At 60.6% G+C, this 17,544-nt stretch carries 18 protein-coding genes; 11 read left to right on the top strand and 7 right to left on the bottom strand.

All coding sequences use genetic code 11. The annotated features are described in order from the left end of the window. The first annotated feature begins 194 nt into the window (after window positions 1-194). The gene (locus tag KHO07_RS03565; RefSeq protein WP_150701587.1) at window positions 195-749 is read left to right on the top strand and encodes a tetratricopeptide repeat protein; all 555 of its coding nucleotides are present in this window, start codon (window positions 195-197) and stop codon (window positions 747-749) included. A 164-nt stretch (window positions 750-913) separates the two neighbouring features. On the opposite strand, the gene KHO07_RS03560 is transcribed toward KHO07_RS03565, so the two are convergent. Further along, window positions 914-1,243, bottom strand: coding sequence for a DUF1820 family protein (locus KHO07_RS03560; protein WP_003185742.1), 330 nt, complete (start codon window positions 1,241-1,243; stop codon window positions 914-916). Window positions 1,244-1,379: 136 nt separating this feature from the next. Between KHO07_RS03560 and miaB the strand changes: the two genes are divergently transcribed. The 5 genes from miaB (at window position 1,380) to lnt (ending at window position 6,775) form a co-directional block, all read left to right on the top strand. After that, a complete protein-coding gene (miaB, locus tag KHO07_RS03555) occupies window positions 1,380-2,708 on the top strand; it encodes a tRNA (N6-isopentenyl adenosine(37)-C2)-methylthiotransferase MiaB (protein WP_150734659.1) in 1,329 nt (442 codons plus the stop codon). Window positions 2,709-2,903: 195 nt separating this feature from the next. Next, window positions 2,904-3,911 (top strand): PhoH family protein, encoded by a 1,008-nt coding sequence (locus KHO07_RS03550; RefSeq protein WP_150701589.1) that lies wholly within the window; start codon window positions 2,904-2,906, stop codon window positions 3,909-3,911. Then, window positions 3,904-4,398 (top strand): rRNA maturation RNase YbeY, encoded by a 495-nt coding sequence (gene ybeY, locus KHO07_RS03545; RefSeq protein ID WP_150734657.1) that lies wholly within the window; start codon window positions 3,904-3,906, stop codon window positions 4,396-4,398. Before KHO07_RS03550 ends, ybeY begins: the two co-directional genes overlap by 8 nt. A 5-nt stretch (window positions 4,399-4,403) precedes the next feature. Further along, the gene (locus KHO07_RS03540; protein WP_007909641.1) at window positions 4,404-5,243 is read left to right on the top strand and encodes an HlyC/CorC family transporter; all 840 of its coding nucleotides are present in this window, start codon (window positions 4,404-4,406) and stop codon (window positions 5,241-5,243) included. A gap of 8 nt (window positions 5,244-5,251) precedes the next feature. After that, on the top strand, window positions 5,252-6,775 hold the full coding sequence (lnt, locus tag KHO07_RS03535) for an apolipoprotein N-acyltransferase (RefSeq protein WP_150734656.1): 1,524 nt from the start codon (window positions 5,252-5,254) through the stop codon (window positions 6,773-6,775). Window positions 6,776-6,827: 52 nt separating this feature from the next. On the opposite strand, the gene KHO07_RS03530 is transcribed toward lnt, so the two are convergent. Next, window positions 6,828-7,589 (bottom strand): YdcF family protein, encoded by a 762-nt coding sequence (locus tag KHO07_RS03530; protein ID WP_212626478.1) that lies wholly within the window; start codon window positions 7,587-7,589, stop codon window positions 6,828-6,830. 105 nt (window positions 7,590-7,694) lie between these two features. Further along, window positions 7,695-8,015: a hypothetical protein gene (locus KHO07_RS03525; protein ID WP_077045550.1), complete on the bottom strand. Its 321-nt coding sequence runs from the start codon at window positions 8,013-8,015 to the stop codon at window positions 7,695-7,697. A 280-nt stretch (window positions 8,016-8,295) separates the two neighbouring features. On the opposite strand from KHO07_RS03525, the gene leuS reads away from it, so the two are divergent. From leuS to KHO07_RS03500, 5 genes are all read left to right on the top strand, one after another. Next, a complete protein-coding gene (leuS, locus tag KHO07_RS03520; RefSeq protein ID WP_212626477.1) occupies window positions 8,296-10,902 on the top strand; it encodes a leucine--tRNA ligase in 2,607 nt (868 codons plus the stop codon). An 88-nt stretch (window positions 10,903-10,990) separates the two neighbouring features. Then, complete coding sequence (lptE, locus tag KHO07_RS03515) at window positions 10,991-11,596, top strand: LPS assembly lipoprotein LptE (RefSeq protein WP_150701594.1); 606 nt, start codon at window positions 10,991-10,993, stop codon at window positions 11,594-11,596. 39 nt (window positions 11,597-11,635) lie between these two features. Further along, window positions 11,636-12,673, top strand: a complete 1,038-nt coding sequence (gene holA, locus KHO07_RS03510; protein ID WP_150734653.1) for a DNA polymerase III subunit delta — start codon at window positions 11,636-11,638, stop codon at window positions 12,671-12,673. Window positions 12,674-12,819: 146 nt separating this feature from the next. Next, window positions 12,820-12,984 carry an alternative ribosome rescue factor ArfA gene (arfA, locus tag KHO07_RS03505; RefSeq protein WP_056855798.1) on the top strand — a complete coding sequence of 55 codons (165 nt, stop codon included), beginning with the start codon at window positions 12,820-12,822 and terminating at the stop codon, window positions 12,982-12,984. 62 nt (window positions 12,985-13,046) lie between these two features. Beyond that, window positions 13,047-14,369 (top strand): lytic murein transglycosylase, encoded by a 1,323-nt coding sequence (locus KHO07_RS03500; RefSeq protein ID WP_212626476.1) that lies wholly within the window; start codon window positions 13,047-13,049, stop codon window positions 14,367-14,369. Between the two features lie 92 nt (window positions 14,370-14,461). Here the strand turns inward: KHO07_RS03500 and KHO07_RS03495 are convergent, their stop codons facing one another. The 4 genes from KHO07_RS03495 to KHO07_RS03480 all read right to left on the bottom strand — a co-directional run bounded on the left by KHO07_RS03495 (window position 14,462) and on the right by KHO07_RS03480 (window position 17,532). Continuing rightward, on the bottom strand, window positions 14,462-15,412 hold the full coding sequence (locus KHO07_RS03495) for an LD-carboxypeptidase (RefSeq protein ID WP_212626475.1): 951 nt from the start codon (window positions 15,410-15,412) through the stop codon (window positions 14,462-14,464). A gap of 173 nt (window positions 15,413-15,585) precedes the next feature. Beyond that, complete coding sequence (gene lipA / locus KHO07_RS03490; protein WP_162279065.1) at window positions 15,586-16,584, bottom strand: lipoyl synthase; 999 nt, start codon at window positions 16,582-16,584, stop codon at window positions 15,586-15,588. Between the two features lie 25 nt (window positions 16,585-16,609). Further along, window positions 16,610-17,257, bottom strand: coding sequence for a lipoyl(octanoyl) transferase LipB (gene lipB / locus KHO07_RS03485; protein ID WP_212626474.1), 648 nt, complete (start codon window positions 17,255-17,257; stop codon window positions 16,610-16,612). Next, window positions 17,257-17,532: a DUF493 domain-containing protein gene (locus KHO07_RS03480; protein ID WP_034148129.1), complete on the bottom strand. Its 276-nt coding sequence runs from the start codon at window positions 17,530-17,532 to the stop codon at window positions 17,257-17,259. Before KHO07_RS03480 ends, lipB begins: the two co-directional genes overlap by 1 nt. Between the last annotated feature and the right edge of the window lie 12 nt (window positions 17,533-17,544).

Raw genomic sequence — 17,544 nt, 5'->3', positions numbered from 1 at the left:
GTCAGCTTTTCCCTGCACTCCTGCCCTTTTTCCTGTTCATCTGCTAATAATCCCCCGCAAAGTGGGCGATATATTTCCCGCGCAGCAGAAAAACGAGTAAAGACTTTGTAAGGTTGGCCCTGCTTATTTCATAATGCGCGCTTATTGGATCCCCTCGATGGGTCCGCGCGCCCTTCAGAGGTAAGTCGATTCCCATGAACCGCACCGGCCGCGCCCTTTCACTGGGCTGCCTGTTGCTCCTTCAGCCCCTGCTCGCGCTCGCACAAGCAGGTGGTAACTCGTTGTTAATCCCAGCGATGGGTCGCTGCACCCTCAATACCCAGCCGCAAGACCTGGCACAGGCACTCGCTGCCTGCCAAAAGGCGTCGGATGAAGGGGATGCACAAGCGCAATACGAGTTGGGTGAGTTCTATTACGAAGGCAAAAACGCGCCGCGCGACCTCAATCAAGCCCTGAGCTATTTCGAGAAGGCCTCACTGCAAGGTCACGCCCAGGCGCAATTCAAACTCGGCAGCATGTTCTTCCATGGCGAAGGCGTCCCGGCCAATAACGTTCAGGCGTATATCCTGCTGAAAATGGCGGCGGTCAACGGCGCTGAAGAGGCATTGGATACTGCGGACGAGGTCACCGAAAAGATGCCCCGCGAAGAACTGGAAGTCGCTACCCAGGTGCTTGGGCAAATTTTCCGTAAATATCTGATGGAGTTGCAAAGCGCCGACGGGCGTACGCCGTTCGCGCCTCTTCCCTGAATTGAATACGCCCCCTGTGGCGAGGGAGCTTGCTCCCGCTCGGCTGCGCAGCAGTCGTCGAATCAACCGATATGATCTACCGGCAAGAACGCGTAAGCTGATCTCAGGGCCGCTTCGCGCCCTAGCGGGAGCAAGCTCCCTCGCCACAGAAGCGCTCTAGCGTTTTACTTCTCAGGCATCGGCATCGGAAACGGCATGACATTGCCGACCGCGCCGCGGGCTTCGCTGATTTTCGGTGTTCCCAGGCGCTCGACCTCATCGATGCGCACGATCGAATGCATCGGCACAAAACTGCGCACCACGCCTTCGAACTGAGCCTTGAGCTTCTCTTCGCTCGGATCGACGACCACTTGCGTGCGCTCGCCAAAGACGAACTCTTCCACTTCCAGAAAGCCCCATAGATCACTTTGATAGATCTGCTTGGCGTACATTTCGAACACCTGGCCCTGGTTGAGGAAAATCACCTTGTAGATTGGAGCTTCACGTTTGGTCATGGTGGGCGAGCAACACATCGGGGGATAAAAATGAGGGCGCGAACTATAGCATAGCCATCGGACGCGTAGCGGTAGGAACCTGGGTTCATGTTCCCTATAATGCGCGGTTCTTTGAATCACGTGATGACTCTATTCCATGGCCAAGAAGCTTTACATCGAAACCCACGGTTGCCAGATGAACGAGTACGACAGCTCGCGCATGGTGGATCTGCTGGGTGAACACCAGGCCCTGGAAGTCACCGCTCGCGCTGAAGATGCAGACGTGATCCTGCTCAACACCTGCTCGATCCGCGAACGTGCCCAGGACCGGGTTTATTCGCAGCTGGGCCGCTGGCGCGAACTGAAACTGGCCAACCCGGACATGGTCATTGCCGTCGGCGGTTGCGTGGCCAGCCAGGAAGGCGCGGCGATTCGCGATCGCGCACCCTATGTCGATGTGGTGTTCGGTCCGCAAACCCTGCACCGCCTGCCGGAAATGATCGACGCCGCGCGCAGCAGCAAGTTGCCGCAAGTCGACGTCTCGTTCCCGGAAATCGAAAAATTCGACCACTTGCCCGAACCGCGCATCGATGGGCCGAGCGCCTATGTGTCGGTCATGGAAGGCTGCAGCAAGTACTGCACGTTCTGCGTGGTGCCCTACACCCGCGGCGAAGAAGTCAGCCGGCCGTTCGACGACGTGATCGCCGAGATCATTCACCTGGCCGAAAACGGCGTGCGCGAAGTGACGCTGCTGGGGCAGAACGTCAACGGTTATCGCGGCAAGACCCACGACGGGCGCCTGGCCGACTTGGCCGAGCTGATCCGCGTGGTCGCCGCTGTCGACGGCATCGACCGCATCCGCTACACCACCTCGCATCCGCTGGAGTTCTCCGACAGCCTGATCCAGGCCCACGCCGACGTGCCGGAACTGGTCAAACACCTGCATTTGCCGGTGCAATCAGGCTCGGACCGCATCCTCGCCGCGATGAAGCGCAACCACACCGCGCTGGAATACAAATCCAAACTGCGCAAACTGCGCGCCGCTGTGCCGGGGATCTGCATCAGTTCGGACTTTATCGTCGGCTTCCCGGGCGAAACCGAGAAAGATTTCGAACAAACCATGAAGCTGATTCAGGACGTGGGCTTCGACTTTTCCTACTCGTTCGTCTACAGCCAGCGTCCGGGCACTCCCGCCGCTGACCTGGCCGACGACACCCCGGAAGAGTTGAAAAAAGAACGCCTGAACGCCCTGCAACATCGCCTGAACCAGCAGGGTTTCGAAATCAGCCGACAAATGGTCGGCTCGATCCAGCGCATTCTGGTCACCGATTACTCGAAAAAAGACCCTGGCGAGCTGCAGGGACGGACCGAGAATAACCGGATCGTCAACTTCCGCTGCGACAATCCGACCCTGATCGGCCAGTTCGCCGACGTGCACATCGATGCCGCGCAGCCGCACTCGCTGCGGGGCTCATTGCTGCAATGACCCAACCTGTAGGAGCCGGCTTGCTGGCGATGAACGATAACGCGGTTCATCTGGTCCACCGCAATGCATCCATCGCCAGCAAGCCGGCTCCTACAGTGCAGTGTGCGCCGCCCTGTTATTTAAGAGCTTTCGCACCCGCGCCACTGGCGCTATCCTTGATTCATCACTATTGCCCCAGGGCGGCTAAATACGACCTTGAACGCACCCATCGAACCACATCGTTTCATCCTCGAGCCTTTTGAAGCTCGCCGCTTCGCCAATCTGTGCGGGCAATTCGACGAGCATCTACGTCTTATCGAACAGCGCCTGACTATCGAGATCCGCAATCGCGGCAATCAGTTCGAGCTGATCGGCGAGCCCAAACACACCACCTCCGCGGAAAACCTTCTGCGCCGCCTGTACCGGGAAACCAAGGGTACCGAGCTGTCGCCGGACATGGTTCACCTGTTCCTGCAGGAATCCGCTGTCGAAGAGCTGGACAATCACTCGCCCGCCGAAGCCTCCGTCGCCCTGCGCACCAAAAAAGGCATGATTCGCCCTCGCGGCTTGAATCAGCTGCGCTACGTGAAAGAAATCCTCGGTAACGACATCAACTTCGGCATCGGTCCGGCCGGTACCGGCAAGACCTATCTGGCCGTTGCCTGCGCGGTGGACGCCCTGGAGCGCGAGCAGATTCGCCGCATCCTGCTGGTGCGCCCGGCGGTTGAGGCGGGTGAAAAGCTCGGCTTCCTGCCTGGCGATCTGTCACAGAAGATCGACCCGTACCTGCGCCCGCTCTACGACGCACTGTATGAAATGCTCGGCTTCGAATACGTGGCCAAGCTGATCGAGCGCCAGGTCATCGAAGTTGCGCCACTCGCCTACATGCGCGGCCGGACGCTTAACAACAGCTTCATCATCCTCGATGAAAGCCAGAACACCACCGTCGAACAGATGAAAATGTTCCTGACCCGGATCGGTTTCGGCTCGACGGCCGTCATCACTGGCGACATCACCCAGGTCGACCTGCCACGCGGCACCAAGTCAGGTCTGCACCACGTGATTGAAGTGCTCAAGGACGTACCGGGCATCAGCTTCACTCACTTCCAGCCCAAGGACGTCGTGCGCCATCCACTGGTGCAGCGGATCGTCGAAGCCTATGAGCGCTTCGAAACCAAAGCGGCCGACGATGCAGCCGCCAAGGAAAGCCGCCGCGATGCTTGAGCTTGACCTGCAAATCGCCACCCAAGCCAGCGCCCCCAGCGAAGCCGAGTTCCGCCAATGGTGCGAACTGGCCTTGCGCCAGCGCACGGCGGATTCGGAAATGACCATTCGCCTGGTCGACGAAGCCGAAGGCCGCGAGCTGAATCACACGTGGCGGCAAAAAGATTACGCAACGAACGTCCTGTCGTTCCCGGCGGACGTGCCGGACGAGTTTCTCGACATTCCGCTGCTGGGCGATCTGGTGATCTGCGTGGCCGTGGTTGAACGCGAAGCCGCCGAACAAGGCAAGGAACTCAAGGCCCATTGGGCCCATCTGGTGATTCACGGCTGCTTGCATCTATTGGGTTACGACCATATAGAGGATGAGGAAGCCGAAGAAATGGAAGCACTGGAACGAACGTTGCTTGCTGAACTGGGCTTTCCCGATCCGTACGCGGACGACGAAACCGACGCATTCCCTACCGAAACAACAAAGGATTCAGAGTAATCGCTATGAGCGAAGATCGATCGAGCAACGGGCAGAAGTCATGGCTGGGTAAGCTCACCCAGGCTTTTGCCCACGAGCCGAAAAACCGCCAGGAGCTGCTGGAGCTGCTGCGCGATGCACACCAGAACAAACTGCTGGACAGCGAAGCGCTGGCCATCGTCGAAGGCGCCATCCAGGTTGCGGACCTGCAAGTACGGGACATCATGGTCCCGCGTTCGCAGATGATCAGCATCAAGGCAACCCAGACACCTCGCGAGTTCCTGCCGGCCGTGGTCGACTCGGCTCACTCCCGCTACCCGGTCATCGGCGAAAGCCACGATGACGTGATGGGCGTGTTGCTGGCCAAGGACTTGCTGCCGTTGATCCTCAAGGAGAACGGCGACAGTTTCAACATCAAGGACCTGCTGCGCCCGGCCACCTTCGTGCCGGAGTCCAAGCGCCTGAATGTGTTGCTGCGCGAGTTCCGCGCCAACCACAACCACATGGCCATCGTCATCGACGAGTACGGCGGTGTTGCCGGCCTGGTGACGATCGAAGACGTGCTGGAACAGATCGTCGGCGACATCGAAGACGAGCACGACGTCGAAGAAGACAGCTACATCAAGCCGCTGCCCAGCGGTGACTTCCTGATCAAGGCCCTGACGCCGATCGAGAACTTCAACGAGTTCTTCGACAGCGAATTCTCCGATGATGAATTCGACACCGTGGGCGGTCTGGTGATGAGCGCGTTCGGGCACCTGCCTAAACGCAACGAAATCACTGAAATCGGTGCCTATCGTTTCCGTATCCTGAATGCCGACAGCCGTCGGATTCACCTGCTGCGCCTGACGCCCATTGCTCGCTAAGGATTGAAATGCGCTGGACAACCCGCCCCGGCTGGCCCGGTAACCTGCTGGCCGTGGCGGCCGGTGCAATCACCACCCTGGCGTTGGCGCCGTTCGATATCTGGCCGCTGGCGTTGCTGGCGGTCGGGCTTTTCTACGCAGGTCTGCGCGAGCTGACGCCCCGCCAGGCCCTCGGCCGTGGCTGGTGCTTCGGCTTCGGCCTGTTCGGCGCAGGTACCAGCTGGATCTATTACAGCATTCACCACTTCGGTGGTGCATCGGTGCTGCTGGCCGGTTTCCTGATGCTGATCTTCACGGCGGCGATTGCCTGGTTCTTCGCCCTGCCGGCCTGGCTTTGGGCGCGCTGGCTACGGCGTAACGAAGCCCCGCTGGCGGACGCCCTGGCGTTTGCGGCGCTGTGGGTTGGCCAGGAGGCATTCCGCGGTTGGTTCCTGACCGGTTTCCCATGGCTTTATTCCGGCTACAGCCAGCTCGACGGCCCACTGACCGGGCTCGCCCCCGTCGGTGGGATGTGGCTGATCTCCTTCTCCCTGGCCCTGACCGCCGCACTGATCTACAACGGTGTGCGCCTGATCCGTGCCGGACGTAAAGGCTTCATCGTGATCGGCGCGTTGCTGCTGGTCGCCCCATGGATCGCCGGCATGGCCTTGAAGCACCACGCCTGGACCACCCCGGCCGGTGCGCCCCTGAGTGTCGCGGCGATTCAGGGCAACATCGAACAGAACATGAAGTGGGACCCGGCGCAACTCAACGCACAACTCGCGCTGTACCGCGACATGAGCCTGAGCTCAAAGCGTGTCGACCTGCTGATCTGGCCGGAAACCGCGGTACCGGTGCTCAAGGAATCCGCCCAGGGCTACCTGGACATGATGGGCAAATTCGCCGCAGAACGGGATTCGGCCCTGATTACCGGCGTCCCGATCCGCGAAGTGGTCCATCAGGAGAAGCGCTTTTTCAACGGTATTACCGTGGTCGGCGAAGGCGATGGCACCTACCTCAAGCAGAAGCTGGTGCCGTTTGGCGAGTACGTGCCGCTGCAGGATGTACTGCGCGGGTTGATCGCGTTCTTTGATCTGCCGATGTCGGACTTTGCCCGCGGCCCGGCCGATCAGCCAATGCTGCAAGCCAAGGGTTATCAAATCGCGCCGTTCATCTGCTATGAGGTGGTGTACCCGGAATTCGCCGCAGGCTTGGCCGCCCAGAGCGAGCTGCTGCTGACGATCAGCAACGACACCTGGTTCGGCACCTCCATCGGTCCGCTGCAACATCTGCAGATGGCACAGATGCGCGCCCTGGAGGCCGGACGCTGGATGATCCGCGCCACCAACAACGGCGTCACCGGGCTGATCAATCCGTTTGGCCAGATCACCGAGCAGATCCCGCAGTTCGAACGCGGCATCCTGTACGGCGAAGTGGTGCCGATGCACAACCTGACGCCTTATCTGCAATGGCGCTCGTGGCCGTTGATCATTGTTTGCGTGTTGCTGTTTGGCTGGGCGTTGATTGCCAACCGGATGGCGAAGACGGTCTAAACCCTGTGGCGAGGGAGCTTGCTCCCTCGCCACAGGTTGTTGACTATCGCTGTTACCGATAGAACAACGAATACCCCACCTGCCCCACCGCCTCATTCATCAACTGCCCGCTCTGCCAGATCGACTTGAACTCCGGCAACCAGCCTCCGAATAGCTGGGCGTCATCCGTGCCTAAAAAGCCCATCGGCGCCGGCACCACCTCAAACCCGGCCTTCTGGAAACTCCAGACCGCTCGCGGCATGTGCCAGGCGTGAGTCACAAGCACCACGCGCTTGACCCCTTCGGGCAACAACACCTCGGCGCTGAACTGCGCATTTTCCCAAGTCGTGCGGCTACGGCCTTCCTGCCAACGCACCGACACGCCGAAATCATCACGCAACGAGTCAGCCATCATCTTGGCCTCGGTGGGCGGCGTACCGTAATGCAAGCCCCCACTGGTCAAAATCGGCAGGCCCGAGGCTTTGGCCAGGCGCGCCGCATAGCGTTGACGCTCCAGGCCTACGCCGGTCGGCTGATCGGCGCCCCACGCGGAATCACCGCGCTCGCGCCCCGACCCCAGCACCACAATCGCATCAGCGTGTTGCGCCAGCGTCGCCCATTCGTCGAGTGCCAGCGGCGGCTCGCGCTCCAGGCGTGCAGCGCTCCATTGCACGACAATCGGCAGGCTCATCAGCAAAAAGCCGCCAAAACCCAGGGCAAAACACACGGCAGCCAGCCTTGGCCTTGAGCGCCGCCACCACCAGGCAAGCGCCAGCAGCAGCAAAAGAATGCCGGGGGGCAAGAGAAGTTGTTTGACGAAATAACGAAAAGGCATCGAGCATCTCCTTAAAGATGCCCGAAGCCTAAGTGGGTTGATGCAGTGCGACAATAAATATGCAAGGACTATGCTTCAAAAAACCCTGGAGCATGGCTCGGTGCCTTACTTGAACTGCAGGGACCGGACCTTTACCGCGTCTCTGCCGGGTACTTTGTCCTTGAGCCAGATAATCTTGGCTGAGCGTGGTGCGTCGAGTTGCTTCACTGCCTCGGACAAGCATCCGTGTGTCTCACGCTCGCTGCGATCCAGGTACGCCTTGACCAAAGCAAATTCTGCGGGGCTCAAGCCGCGCAATTCCAGCTCCAGTGGACGTTCATCACGCAACCGGCCTGCGGTTTTTGCCGCTTCCAGGGCCATTCCAAGACGATCGATCAGTCTTTCGTACAACTCCGGTTTAGTAGCTTTTCGTTGTGACTCAACCATCCCTCACCTCATTGGAAGATAAGACCTACTCCCCAGTTAGAGCTTAGCTTCCATGCACAAACCGGCTGAGCGCCGCGACCAACGGCCCTCGCGGCGTTTTTCGCAAGACGCGCGGCAGCAATCAGGGTTTCCCTCGGTAGAGTGCGGTCATGTATGCTACGGCGCTTCCTGTAACTCCACTTCCAGCGCGACTGGACACCGAAACGCCGAATTGGCGTGATCACCGTCCAGCGTTGCATTGAAGAGGATTAGGCCACCCCTATTCAGTTCAAAAGTAGCCATGCACGAACAATATCAGCCCCGTGAAATCGAAGCCGCCGCCCAGTCGTTCTGGGACGAGCAAAAGTCCTTTGAAGTCAGTGAACAGCCAGGCAAGGAGACCTACTACTGCCTGTCGATGTTCCCTTACCCCAGCGGCAAGCTACACATGGGGCACGTGCGCAACTACACCATCGGCGACGTGATCTCCCGCTACCAGCGCATGCAAGGCAAAAACGTTCTGCAACCGATGGGTTGGGACGCCTTCGGCATGCCGGCGGAAAACGCCGCGATGAAGAACAACGTAGCGCCCGCCAAGTGGACCTACGAGAACATCGCCTACATGAAATCCCAGCTGCGCAGCCTGGGCCTGGCAGTGGACTGGTCGCGTGAAGTGACCACCTGCAAGCCCGATTACTACCGCTGGGAGCAATGGCTGTTCACCCGCCTGTTCGAAAAAGGCGTGATCTACAAGAAAAGCGGCACCGTGAACTGGGACCCGGTCGACCAGACCGTCCTGGCCAACGAACAGGTGATCGACGGTCGCGGCTGGCGTTCCGGCGCGCTGATCGAAAAGCGCGAAATCCCGATGTACTACTTCAAGATCACCGCCTACGCGGATGAGCTGCTGGAGAGTCTCGACGACCTGCCGGGCTGGCCTGAACAGGTCAAGACCATGCAGCGCAACTGGATCGGCAAGTCCCGCGGCATGGAAGTGCAGTTCCCGTACAACGTCGATTCCATCGGCGAAGCCGGCACGCTGAAAGTGTTCACCACCCGTCCGGACACCCTGATGGGCGCGACCTATGTCGCCGTAGCCGCCGAGCACCACCTGGCCACCCTGGCCGCCCGCAACAATCCCGAGCTGCAAGCGTTCATCGCCGAATGCAAGGGCGGCAGCGTTGCTGAAGCCGACGTCGCCACCCAAGAGAAAAAAGGCCTGCCAACCGGCCTGTTCGTCGAACATCCGCTGACTGGCGAAAAACTGCCGGTCTGGGTCGCCAACTACGTCCTGATGCACTACGGCGACGGCGCGGTGATGGCTGTTCCGGCCCACGACGAACGCGATTTCGAATTCGCCCACAAGTACAACCTGCCGGTCAAATCGGTGGTGCGCACAAGCGCAGGCGACACCAACCCGGCGCCATGGCAAGACGCCTATGGCGAACACGGCACGCTGATCAACTCCGGTGAGTTTGACGGCCTGGACTTCGCCGGTGCCTTCGACGCCATCGAAGTGGCGCTGATCAAGAAAACACTGGGCGCCTCGCGCACCCAGTTCCGCCTGCGCGACTGGGGCATCAGCCGTCAGCGCTACTGGGGCTGCCCGATCCCGATCATCCACTGCGCCGCTTGCGGTGACGTGCCGGTGCCGGAAGATCAACTGCCTGTCGTGCTGCCCGAAGATGTCGTACCCGATGGTGCCGGCTCGCCACTGGCGCGCATGCCCGAGTTCTACGAGTGCAACTGCCCGAAATGTGGCCAGCCTGCCAAGCGTGAAACCGACACCATGGACACCTTCGTCGAGTCCTCGTGGTACTACGCCCGCTACGCCTCGCCGCACTTTGAAGGTGGCCTGGTGGAAAAATCGGCGGCCGACCACTGGTTGCCGGTGGATCAGTACATCGGCGGTATCGAACACGCGATTCTTCACCTGCTCTACGCGCGCTTCTTCCACAAGCTGATGCGCGACGAAGGCCTGGTGAGCTCCAACGAGCCGTTCAAGAACCTGCTGACCCAAGGCATGGTGATCGCCGAGACTTACTATCGTCGCGAAGCCAACGGTGCCTACACCTGGTTCAACCCGGCGGACGTCGAACTCGAGCGTGACAGCAAGGCCAAGGTCATCAGCGCCAAACTGAAAACCGACGGTTTGCCGGTGGAAATCGGCGGCACCGAGAAGATGGCCAAGTCGAAGAACAACGGCGTCGACCCACAGTCGATGATCGACCAGTTCGGCGCAGACACCTGCCGCCTGTTCATGATGTTCGCTTCGCCACCTGACATGAGCGCGGAATGGTCTGACTCCGGCGTCGAAGGTTCGCACCGCTTCCTAAAGCGCGTCTGGCGCCTGGCGCAAGCCCACGTCAGCCAGGGCCTGCCGGGCAAACTGGACGTCGCCAGCCTGAATGACGAGCAGAAAGCCGTTCGTCGCTCGATCCACCTGGCCATCAAACAAGCCAGCCAGGACGTCGGCCAGAACCACAAATTCAACACCGCCATCGCCCAGGTGATGACGCTGATGAACGTGCTGGAAAAAGCCGCACAAGCCACCGAACAGGATCGCGCGCTGATTCACGAGGGCCTGGAAACCGTGACGCTGCTGCTGGCTCCGATCACGCCGCACATCAGCCACGAGCTGTGGAATCAACTGGGTCACGCCGACCCGGTGATCGACGCCGGCTGGCCGGTGCAGGACGACAGCGCACTGGTGCAGGACAGCCTGACGCTGGTGATCCAGGTCAACGGCAAGCTGCGTGGCCAAATCGAAATGCCGGCCACCGCGACCCGTGAAGAAGTCGAAGCCGCCGCACGCGCCAACGAAAACGTGCTGCGCTTCGTCGATGGTCTGACCATTCGTAAAGTGATTGTGGTGCCCGGGAAACTGGTCAACATCGTCGCCAGCTAATTGGATCAGGCGCCAGGTCATGCCTGGCGCCGAGTAAAACCTTTCGGGCCGCATCATCGGCCCACATGGTTTCAAGGGGAGCAACACAATGATCAAACGCAACTTGCTGGTGATGGGCCTCGCGGTCCTGTTGAGCGCCTGCGGATTCCAGCTGCGCGGCACCGGCACCACCGAACTGGCGATCAAGGAACTCGACCTGAGCGCCCGTAACGCATACGGCGAAACCGTGACCCAACTGCGCCAGGTTCTGGAAAGCAGCGGCGTCAAGGTTTACACCGGCGCACCTTACAAGCTGTTCCTGGCCAACGAACAGGAAACCCAGCGCATCCTCAGCTATGCAGGCGCGGGCCGTACTGGCGAGTACCAGGTGACCACGGTGCTCAACTACGACATTCTTGGCCAAGGCAACCTGCCACTGATGAGCGACAAGCTTGAAGTGCAGAAAATCTTCATCCACGACGGCAACAACCTGGTGGGTTCTGACCAGGAAGCCACCGACGCTCGCAAGGAAACCCGTCGTGAGCTGGTTCAGCGCATGATGCTGCGCTTGCAGCAACTGACGCCGGCCCAGCTGGACCAGTTGCAGCAAACCGCTGATGCCAAGGCCAAGGCAGAAGCCGCGGCACTGGAAGCGGCGCAGAAGGCTGAAGCGGAAACCCCGCGTCAGTCGCCTATCGAACTGCCGCAGCAGTAAGTCTTACGGGGCGCTCAGGCGCCCCGTTTGCCGCCTTCTATGAAACTCGCTCCCGCCCAACTCGGCAAACACCTGCAAGGCGCTCTCGCGCCGGTCTACGTCATCAGTGGCGATGACCCTTTGCTGTGCCAGGAAGCCGCCGACGCTATCCGTGCCGCCGCCCGTCAACAGGGCTTCGATGAACGCCAGGTCTTTGCCGCCGACGCCAGTTTCGACTGGGGCACGTTGCTGCAAGCCGGTGCGAGCATGTCGCTGTTCGCCGAAAAACGCCTGCTGGAACTGCGCCTACCCTCCGGCAAGCCCGGTGACAAAGGTGCCGCCGCGTTCATCGAATACTGCTCACGACCGGCCGAAGACACGGTGCTGTTGATCAGCCTGCCAAAGCTCGACGGCAGTGCGCAGAAAACCAAGTGGGGCAAGGCGCTGGTCGAAGGCCCGCACACCCAGTTCGTGCAAATCTGGCCGGTGGATGCCAGCCAGTTGCCGAGCTGGATCCGTCAACGCTTGTCCCAGGCCGGGTTGTCCGCCAGCCAGGATGCCGTTGAACTGATTGCCGCACGGGTTGAAGGCAACTTGCTGGCCGCCGCCCAGGAAATCGAAAAGCTCAAGCTGATGGCCGAAGGCGGTCAGATCACTGTCGAAACCGTGCAGGCTGCGGTTGCCGACAGTGCGCGATTCGACGTCTTCGGGCTGACCGATGCGATTCTCAACGGCGAGGCCGCCCATGCCCTGCGCATGCTTGAAGGCTTGCGCGGTGAAGGTGTCGAGCCACCCGTGATCCTTTGGGCCCTTGCTCGCGAACTGCGGCTGCTGGCCAATATTTCGCTGCAATACAGCCAGGGCACCCCGCTGGACAAGGCCTTCAGCCAGGCCAGACCACCGGTTTGGGACAAGCGTAAACCGCTGATGAGCAAAGCCCTGCAACGTTACTCGGCGCAACGCTGGGCGCAGTTGTTGCTCGAAGCACAGCGCATCGATGCACAGATCAAGGGCCAGGCGGCGGGTTCGCCGTGGATGAGCCTGAGTCGGTTGACGTTGTTGATGGCGGGTCAGCGTTTGACGTTGCCTGCCGAGTAAGGTTTTGTAGCGAGGGAGCTTGCCCCCGCTGGGTGGAGCAAGCTCCCTCGCAACAGGTCGTCATTTCCTACATCGCGGGACTGGACAGAACCCCAACTTCGGCCGATGATTTGCCCCGCAAAAACCATTACTTGCGAGAGGTCATCATGAGCAAAAAGCCGTCCAAACGCGGCCCCAACAAGGCCAAATCCATCATCGCCCAGCCCCTGTTCCGCAGCCGACAAGAACGAGCCGGCAAGGGCAAAGGCAGCTACCGCCGCGAAGCCTTCCAGTCTGACAACTGGGAGGCTTCTTACTTTCTGGCGGCCTGAAAGGCATGCATCCGCTCAACATGTTAAGGTCTGCACTTGATCCGTTTTCCCTGGACCCGTGCATGCCCCTTTGTCTTTCCCGTCGTTGGCACCTGCGCCAATTGATTGCTGCCTCCAGCCTCGTTTTGCTAGTCGCCTGCGCGGAAAAACCCACCGCCGCCGATGCCCAGCCATTGAAGACCCTGCCTGTCGCCACCGCCCCCGCGGTTCTTCCGCCTGTGGTTCCCAACGGTGAAAATCTCGACATCCAGCCAACCCAGACCTTCGCCGAATGGCAGGCGGGTTTCCGCAAGGATGCCCTGGCCGCCGGCATTCGCGCCGATTTGTTCGACCGTGCCTTTGCCAATATCAGCTTCGACTCCAGCGTGATTCGCGCCGACCGCAGCCAACCCGAGTTCGCCAAACCGGTGTGGGAATACCTCGATGGCGCCCTGTCGCCGCTGCGGGTTCGCAAAGGTCAGGCGCTGGTCGACCAGTACGCCGACATCCTGCAAAGCATCGAGCAGCGCTATGGCGTCGATCGTCAGGCCCTCGTTGCCGTGTGGGGCATGGAAAGTAACTTCGGCCAGTTCCAGGGCAGCAAGTCGGTGATCAACTCGCTGGCGACCCTGGCTTATGAAGGTCGTCGCCCGGGCTTCGCCCACGCGCAATTGATTGCTGCGCTGCAAATTCTGCAACAGGGTGATATCGAGCCCGAGAAAATGCTCGGCTCGTGGGCCGGCGCCATGGGTCAGACCCAGTTCATCCCGACGACCTACAACACCCACGCCGTTGACTTCGATGGCGACGGGCGTCGCGACATCTGGGGCAGCGCCACCGATGCCCTGGCCTCGACCGCCCACTACCTGCAAAGCTCTGGATGGCAGAAAGGCCAGCCGTGGGGCTTTGAAGTGCAACTGCCAGGCAATTTCAACTACGTGCTGGCCGACGGCGCAATCCGTAAGAGCGTCGCTGAGTGGCAGCAATTGGGCGTCACGCTGCCCAACGGCGGCCGGGTTCCGGCAGGCTCTGAAAACCTGTCCGCGGCCCTGCTGCTACCGGCCGGCTACCGTGGCCCGGCCTTCCTGGTGCTGGACAACTTCCGCGCGATTCTCAAGTACAACAACTCGTCGTCCTATGCGCTGGGTGTGAGCCTGTTGTCCGAGCGGTTCAATGGCGCCGGCCTGATCAGCGGCTCGTGGCCAAAGGATGATCTGCCGCTGAGCCGTACAGAAAGGATCGAGTTGCAAAACCTCCTGAGCGCGCAGAATTACGACGCAGGCACGGCGGACGGCATTATCGGCGCCAACACGCGTAAAGCGATCCGCAGCGCCCAGCAGTCGTTTGGCTGGCCGGCGGACGGGTATCCGACGCACAAGCTGCTGGAAGGGTTGCGTAACCGTTAAAAGCTTCGCGGGCAAGCGCGCTCCCACAGGTTATTCGCAATCCCTGTGGGAGCGGGCTCGCCCGCGATGACTGACTATCAGGCGATGAAACTCTAAGGCCTGACCACCACATCCTGCTCCAGCATCAATTCCTTGCTCCCCGCATCCAGCCTGACCAGCGCCCCCATCGGCAGCGTCAGGTTCGGATCACAGTGGCCGCTGCGCCACCCGGACAACACCGGGATCCGCAAAGGCTCGAACGTCTGCTTGAGCAACCGCTCCAGCGCTGGCACGTCCACCCCCGCCACATCACCCACCAGCACCCCGCGCAGCTTGCCCAGTGTGCCGGCCAGTCGCAGGTGAGTCAGCAGCCGGTCAATGCGATACAGCGGCTCGTTGATGTCCTCAATGAACAGAATGACGCCCTCGGCATCGATTTCGTATGGCGTGCCCATGGTCGCGGCGATCATCGACAGATTGCCCCCCAGCAAACGCCCATGGGCAATGCCCGGCTCGATTGTGGTCAAGGGGTGGGCCACCGGATGCGCCAAAACGCTACCCGCTTTCACCTGCCCGCGCAGCATGTTGAAAAAAGAAGGCTCGGTGGGCTTCTGCCTGTCGCCCAGCAGATCGGCATTGAGCAACGGGCCATGAAACGTCACAAATCCTGCATAGCGACTGATCGCCAGGTGCAGCGCAGTGATGTCGCTGTAGCCGATGAAGGGTTTGGCGTTACGGCGCAGCAACTCGAAATCGATGCGATCGAGCAACCTCGGCGTGCCATAACCACCGCGCAGGCAAATGATCGCATCGACCTCGTCATCGGCGAACGCCGCGTGCAAGTCGTTGAGGCGGACCTCATCGCTGCCAGCCAGGTAACCCTCCTTCTGGTAGACACCGGGGTAAATCTTCAGTGAATAGCCTCGGGCGCGCATCCATTGCACGGCTTTATCAGTGTCCAGCGGCGCCGGCCCGGCAGGCGCAATGACGCCGATCACCCCTTGCGACGGCAAGGCCGGGACCGGGGTGTGAGGACAAAGGGTGTGGGTCGGTCGAACGGTCATCCATGAATCTCCCTGCGTGAACACTTGAGCACACAGTAGTCAGGAACGGGGACAAACAGAAGAGCGATTGTCGCCCCGCAGGTTGCAGAAAAAGACGGCAGTGGCCGTGGGCAGGCAAAAAAACGCCCGCAAGACTGAATGCCTTGCGGGCGCATTTTATTTCTTTCGGCGGATCAGGACGACATCAGCTCGGCCTTGACCAGCTTCGCCTGCTCGTCGGCGTGGTAGGACGAGCGAACAAGCGGACCGGAAGCGACGTTCTTGAAGCCCATCTTGTAACCTTCCTCGGCGAACCAGGCGAAGGTGTCCGGGTGCACGAAGCGCTGCACCGGCAAGTGGCTGCGTGATGGCTGCAGGTACTGGCCCAGGGTCAGCATGTCGATGTCGTGTTCGCGCATGCGCTTCATGACTTCGATGACTTCTTCGTCGGTTTCGCCCAGGCCCAGCATCAGGCCGGATTTGGTCGGAATATGCGGCATCATCTGCTTGAAGCGTTGCAGCAGGGTCAGCGACCACTGGTAATCCGAACCCGGACGCGCAGCCTTGTACAGGCGCGGCACGGTTTCCAGGTTGTGGTTGAACACATCCGGCGGCTCGGCGGCGGTGATTTGCAGGGCGATGTCCATGCGGCCACGGTAGTCCGGCACCAGCGTTTCCAGCTGCACGTTCGGCGACAGCTTGCGGATTTCGCGGATGCAGTCGGCGAAGTGCTGGGCACCGCCGTCACGCAGGTCATCACGGTCTACCGAGGTGATCACCACGTATTTGAGTTTCAGGTCGGCGATGGCGATGGCCAGGCTTTCCGGCTCATTGACGTCCAGTGGCTTCGGACGACCGTGACCAACGTCGCAGAACGGGCAGCGACGGGTGCAGATGTCGCCCATGATCATGAAGGTCGCGGTGCCACCGGAGAAGCACTCGCCCAGGTTCGGGCAGGAGGCCTCTTCGCAGACGCTGTGCAGCTTGTGTTTGCGCAACAGAGCCTTGATACGGTCGACTTCCGGGGACACCGGGATGCGCACGCGAATCCAGTCAGGCTTTTTCGGCAGCTCAGTGGTCGGAATGATCTTGACCGGGATGCGTGCAACCTTTTCGGCGCCGCGCAGCTTTACGCCGGCTTCAACCTTGGCACGCGGGGCCGGACGCTCGGTGACATCCTGCGTCGGGATCATGGTTTGCACTGCATCAGTAGTCATATCAGTCGATTCCGCCCGTTAGGGTCGTCTGCTCAGCATAGTCGAGGTGTTTGACGAGCTGCGCGCGCAGCCGGGCACTTACCTCGGCAAATTCAATCGATCCTGCGTGATCGCTCAGCTGGGTCATCGCCAGCCCGGCGTAGCCGCAGGGATTAATCCGTCGAAACGGTTCCAGGTTCATGTCCACGTTCAAGGCCAGGCCATGAAAGGAACAACCGTGGCGGATCCGCAGACCCAGAGAAGCGATTTTCGCGCCGTCGACATAGACACCCGGCGCATCCGGCTTGGCTGCCGCCGTCACGCCGTAGCTGGCGAGCAGCTCGATCAGGCATGACTCCATGCGGCTCACCAGGTCCCGTACACCAAACCCCAGCTTGCGCACATCGAGCAACAGGTAGGCCACCAGTTGTCCGGGGCCGTGATAGGTAACCTGCCCGCCCCGGTCGACCTGCACCACCGGGATATCTCCCGGCAGCAACAAATGTTCGGCCTTGCCAGCCTGGCCCTGTGTGAAGACCGGCGGGTGCTCGACCAGCCAGATCTCGTCGGCAGCATCAGTGCCACGTTCGTTGGTGAAGCGTTGCATGGCATGCCAGACCGGCTCGTAAGCCATCTGACCAAGTTCGCGAAAGCCCAGCGTGCGGGACATCACAACACCATGTGCACGAAACCGGTGGCCCGCAGTTCGCTGTTGATGTTGTACAGCTGGTCCTGGTCGGTCGCGACAATATGCAACTGGATCGTGGTGTATTTGCCGTTGGTGCTCTGGCGCTCATCCACGCGGTCATGGTTGATCGTCGCGTGTTTCATGACGATCTCGATGATTTTGTCCTTGTTGCCCACACCGGTATCGCTGATCACCTTAACCGGGTAATCAACATTGGGGAATTCGATCTTGGGCGCCTTTACTTCAGTATCGGTCATGGCGTAACGGCC

It is taken from the genome of Pseudomonas sp. PP3, assembly GCF_905336995.1.
GTDB lineage: Bacteria > Pseudomonadota > Gammaproteobacteria > Pseudomonadales > Pseudomonadaceae > Aquipseudomonas > Aquipseudomonas reinekei.
Note: the sequence above shows the minus strand (reverse complement) of the source record. Positions and strands in the feature narration are given on the sequence as shown.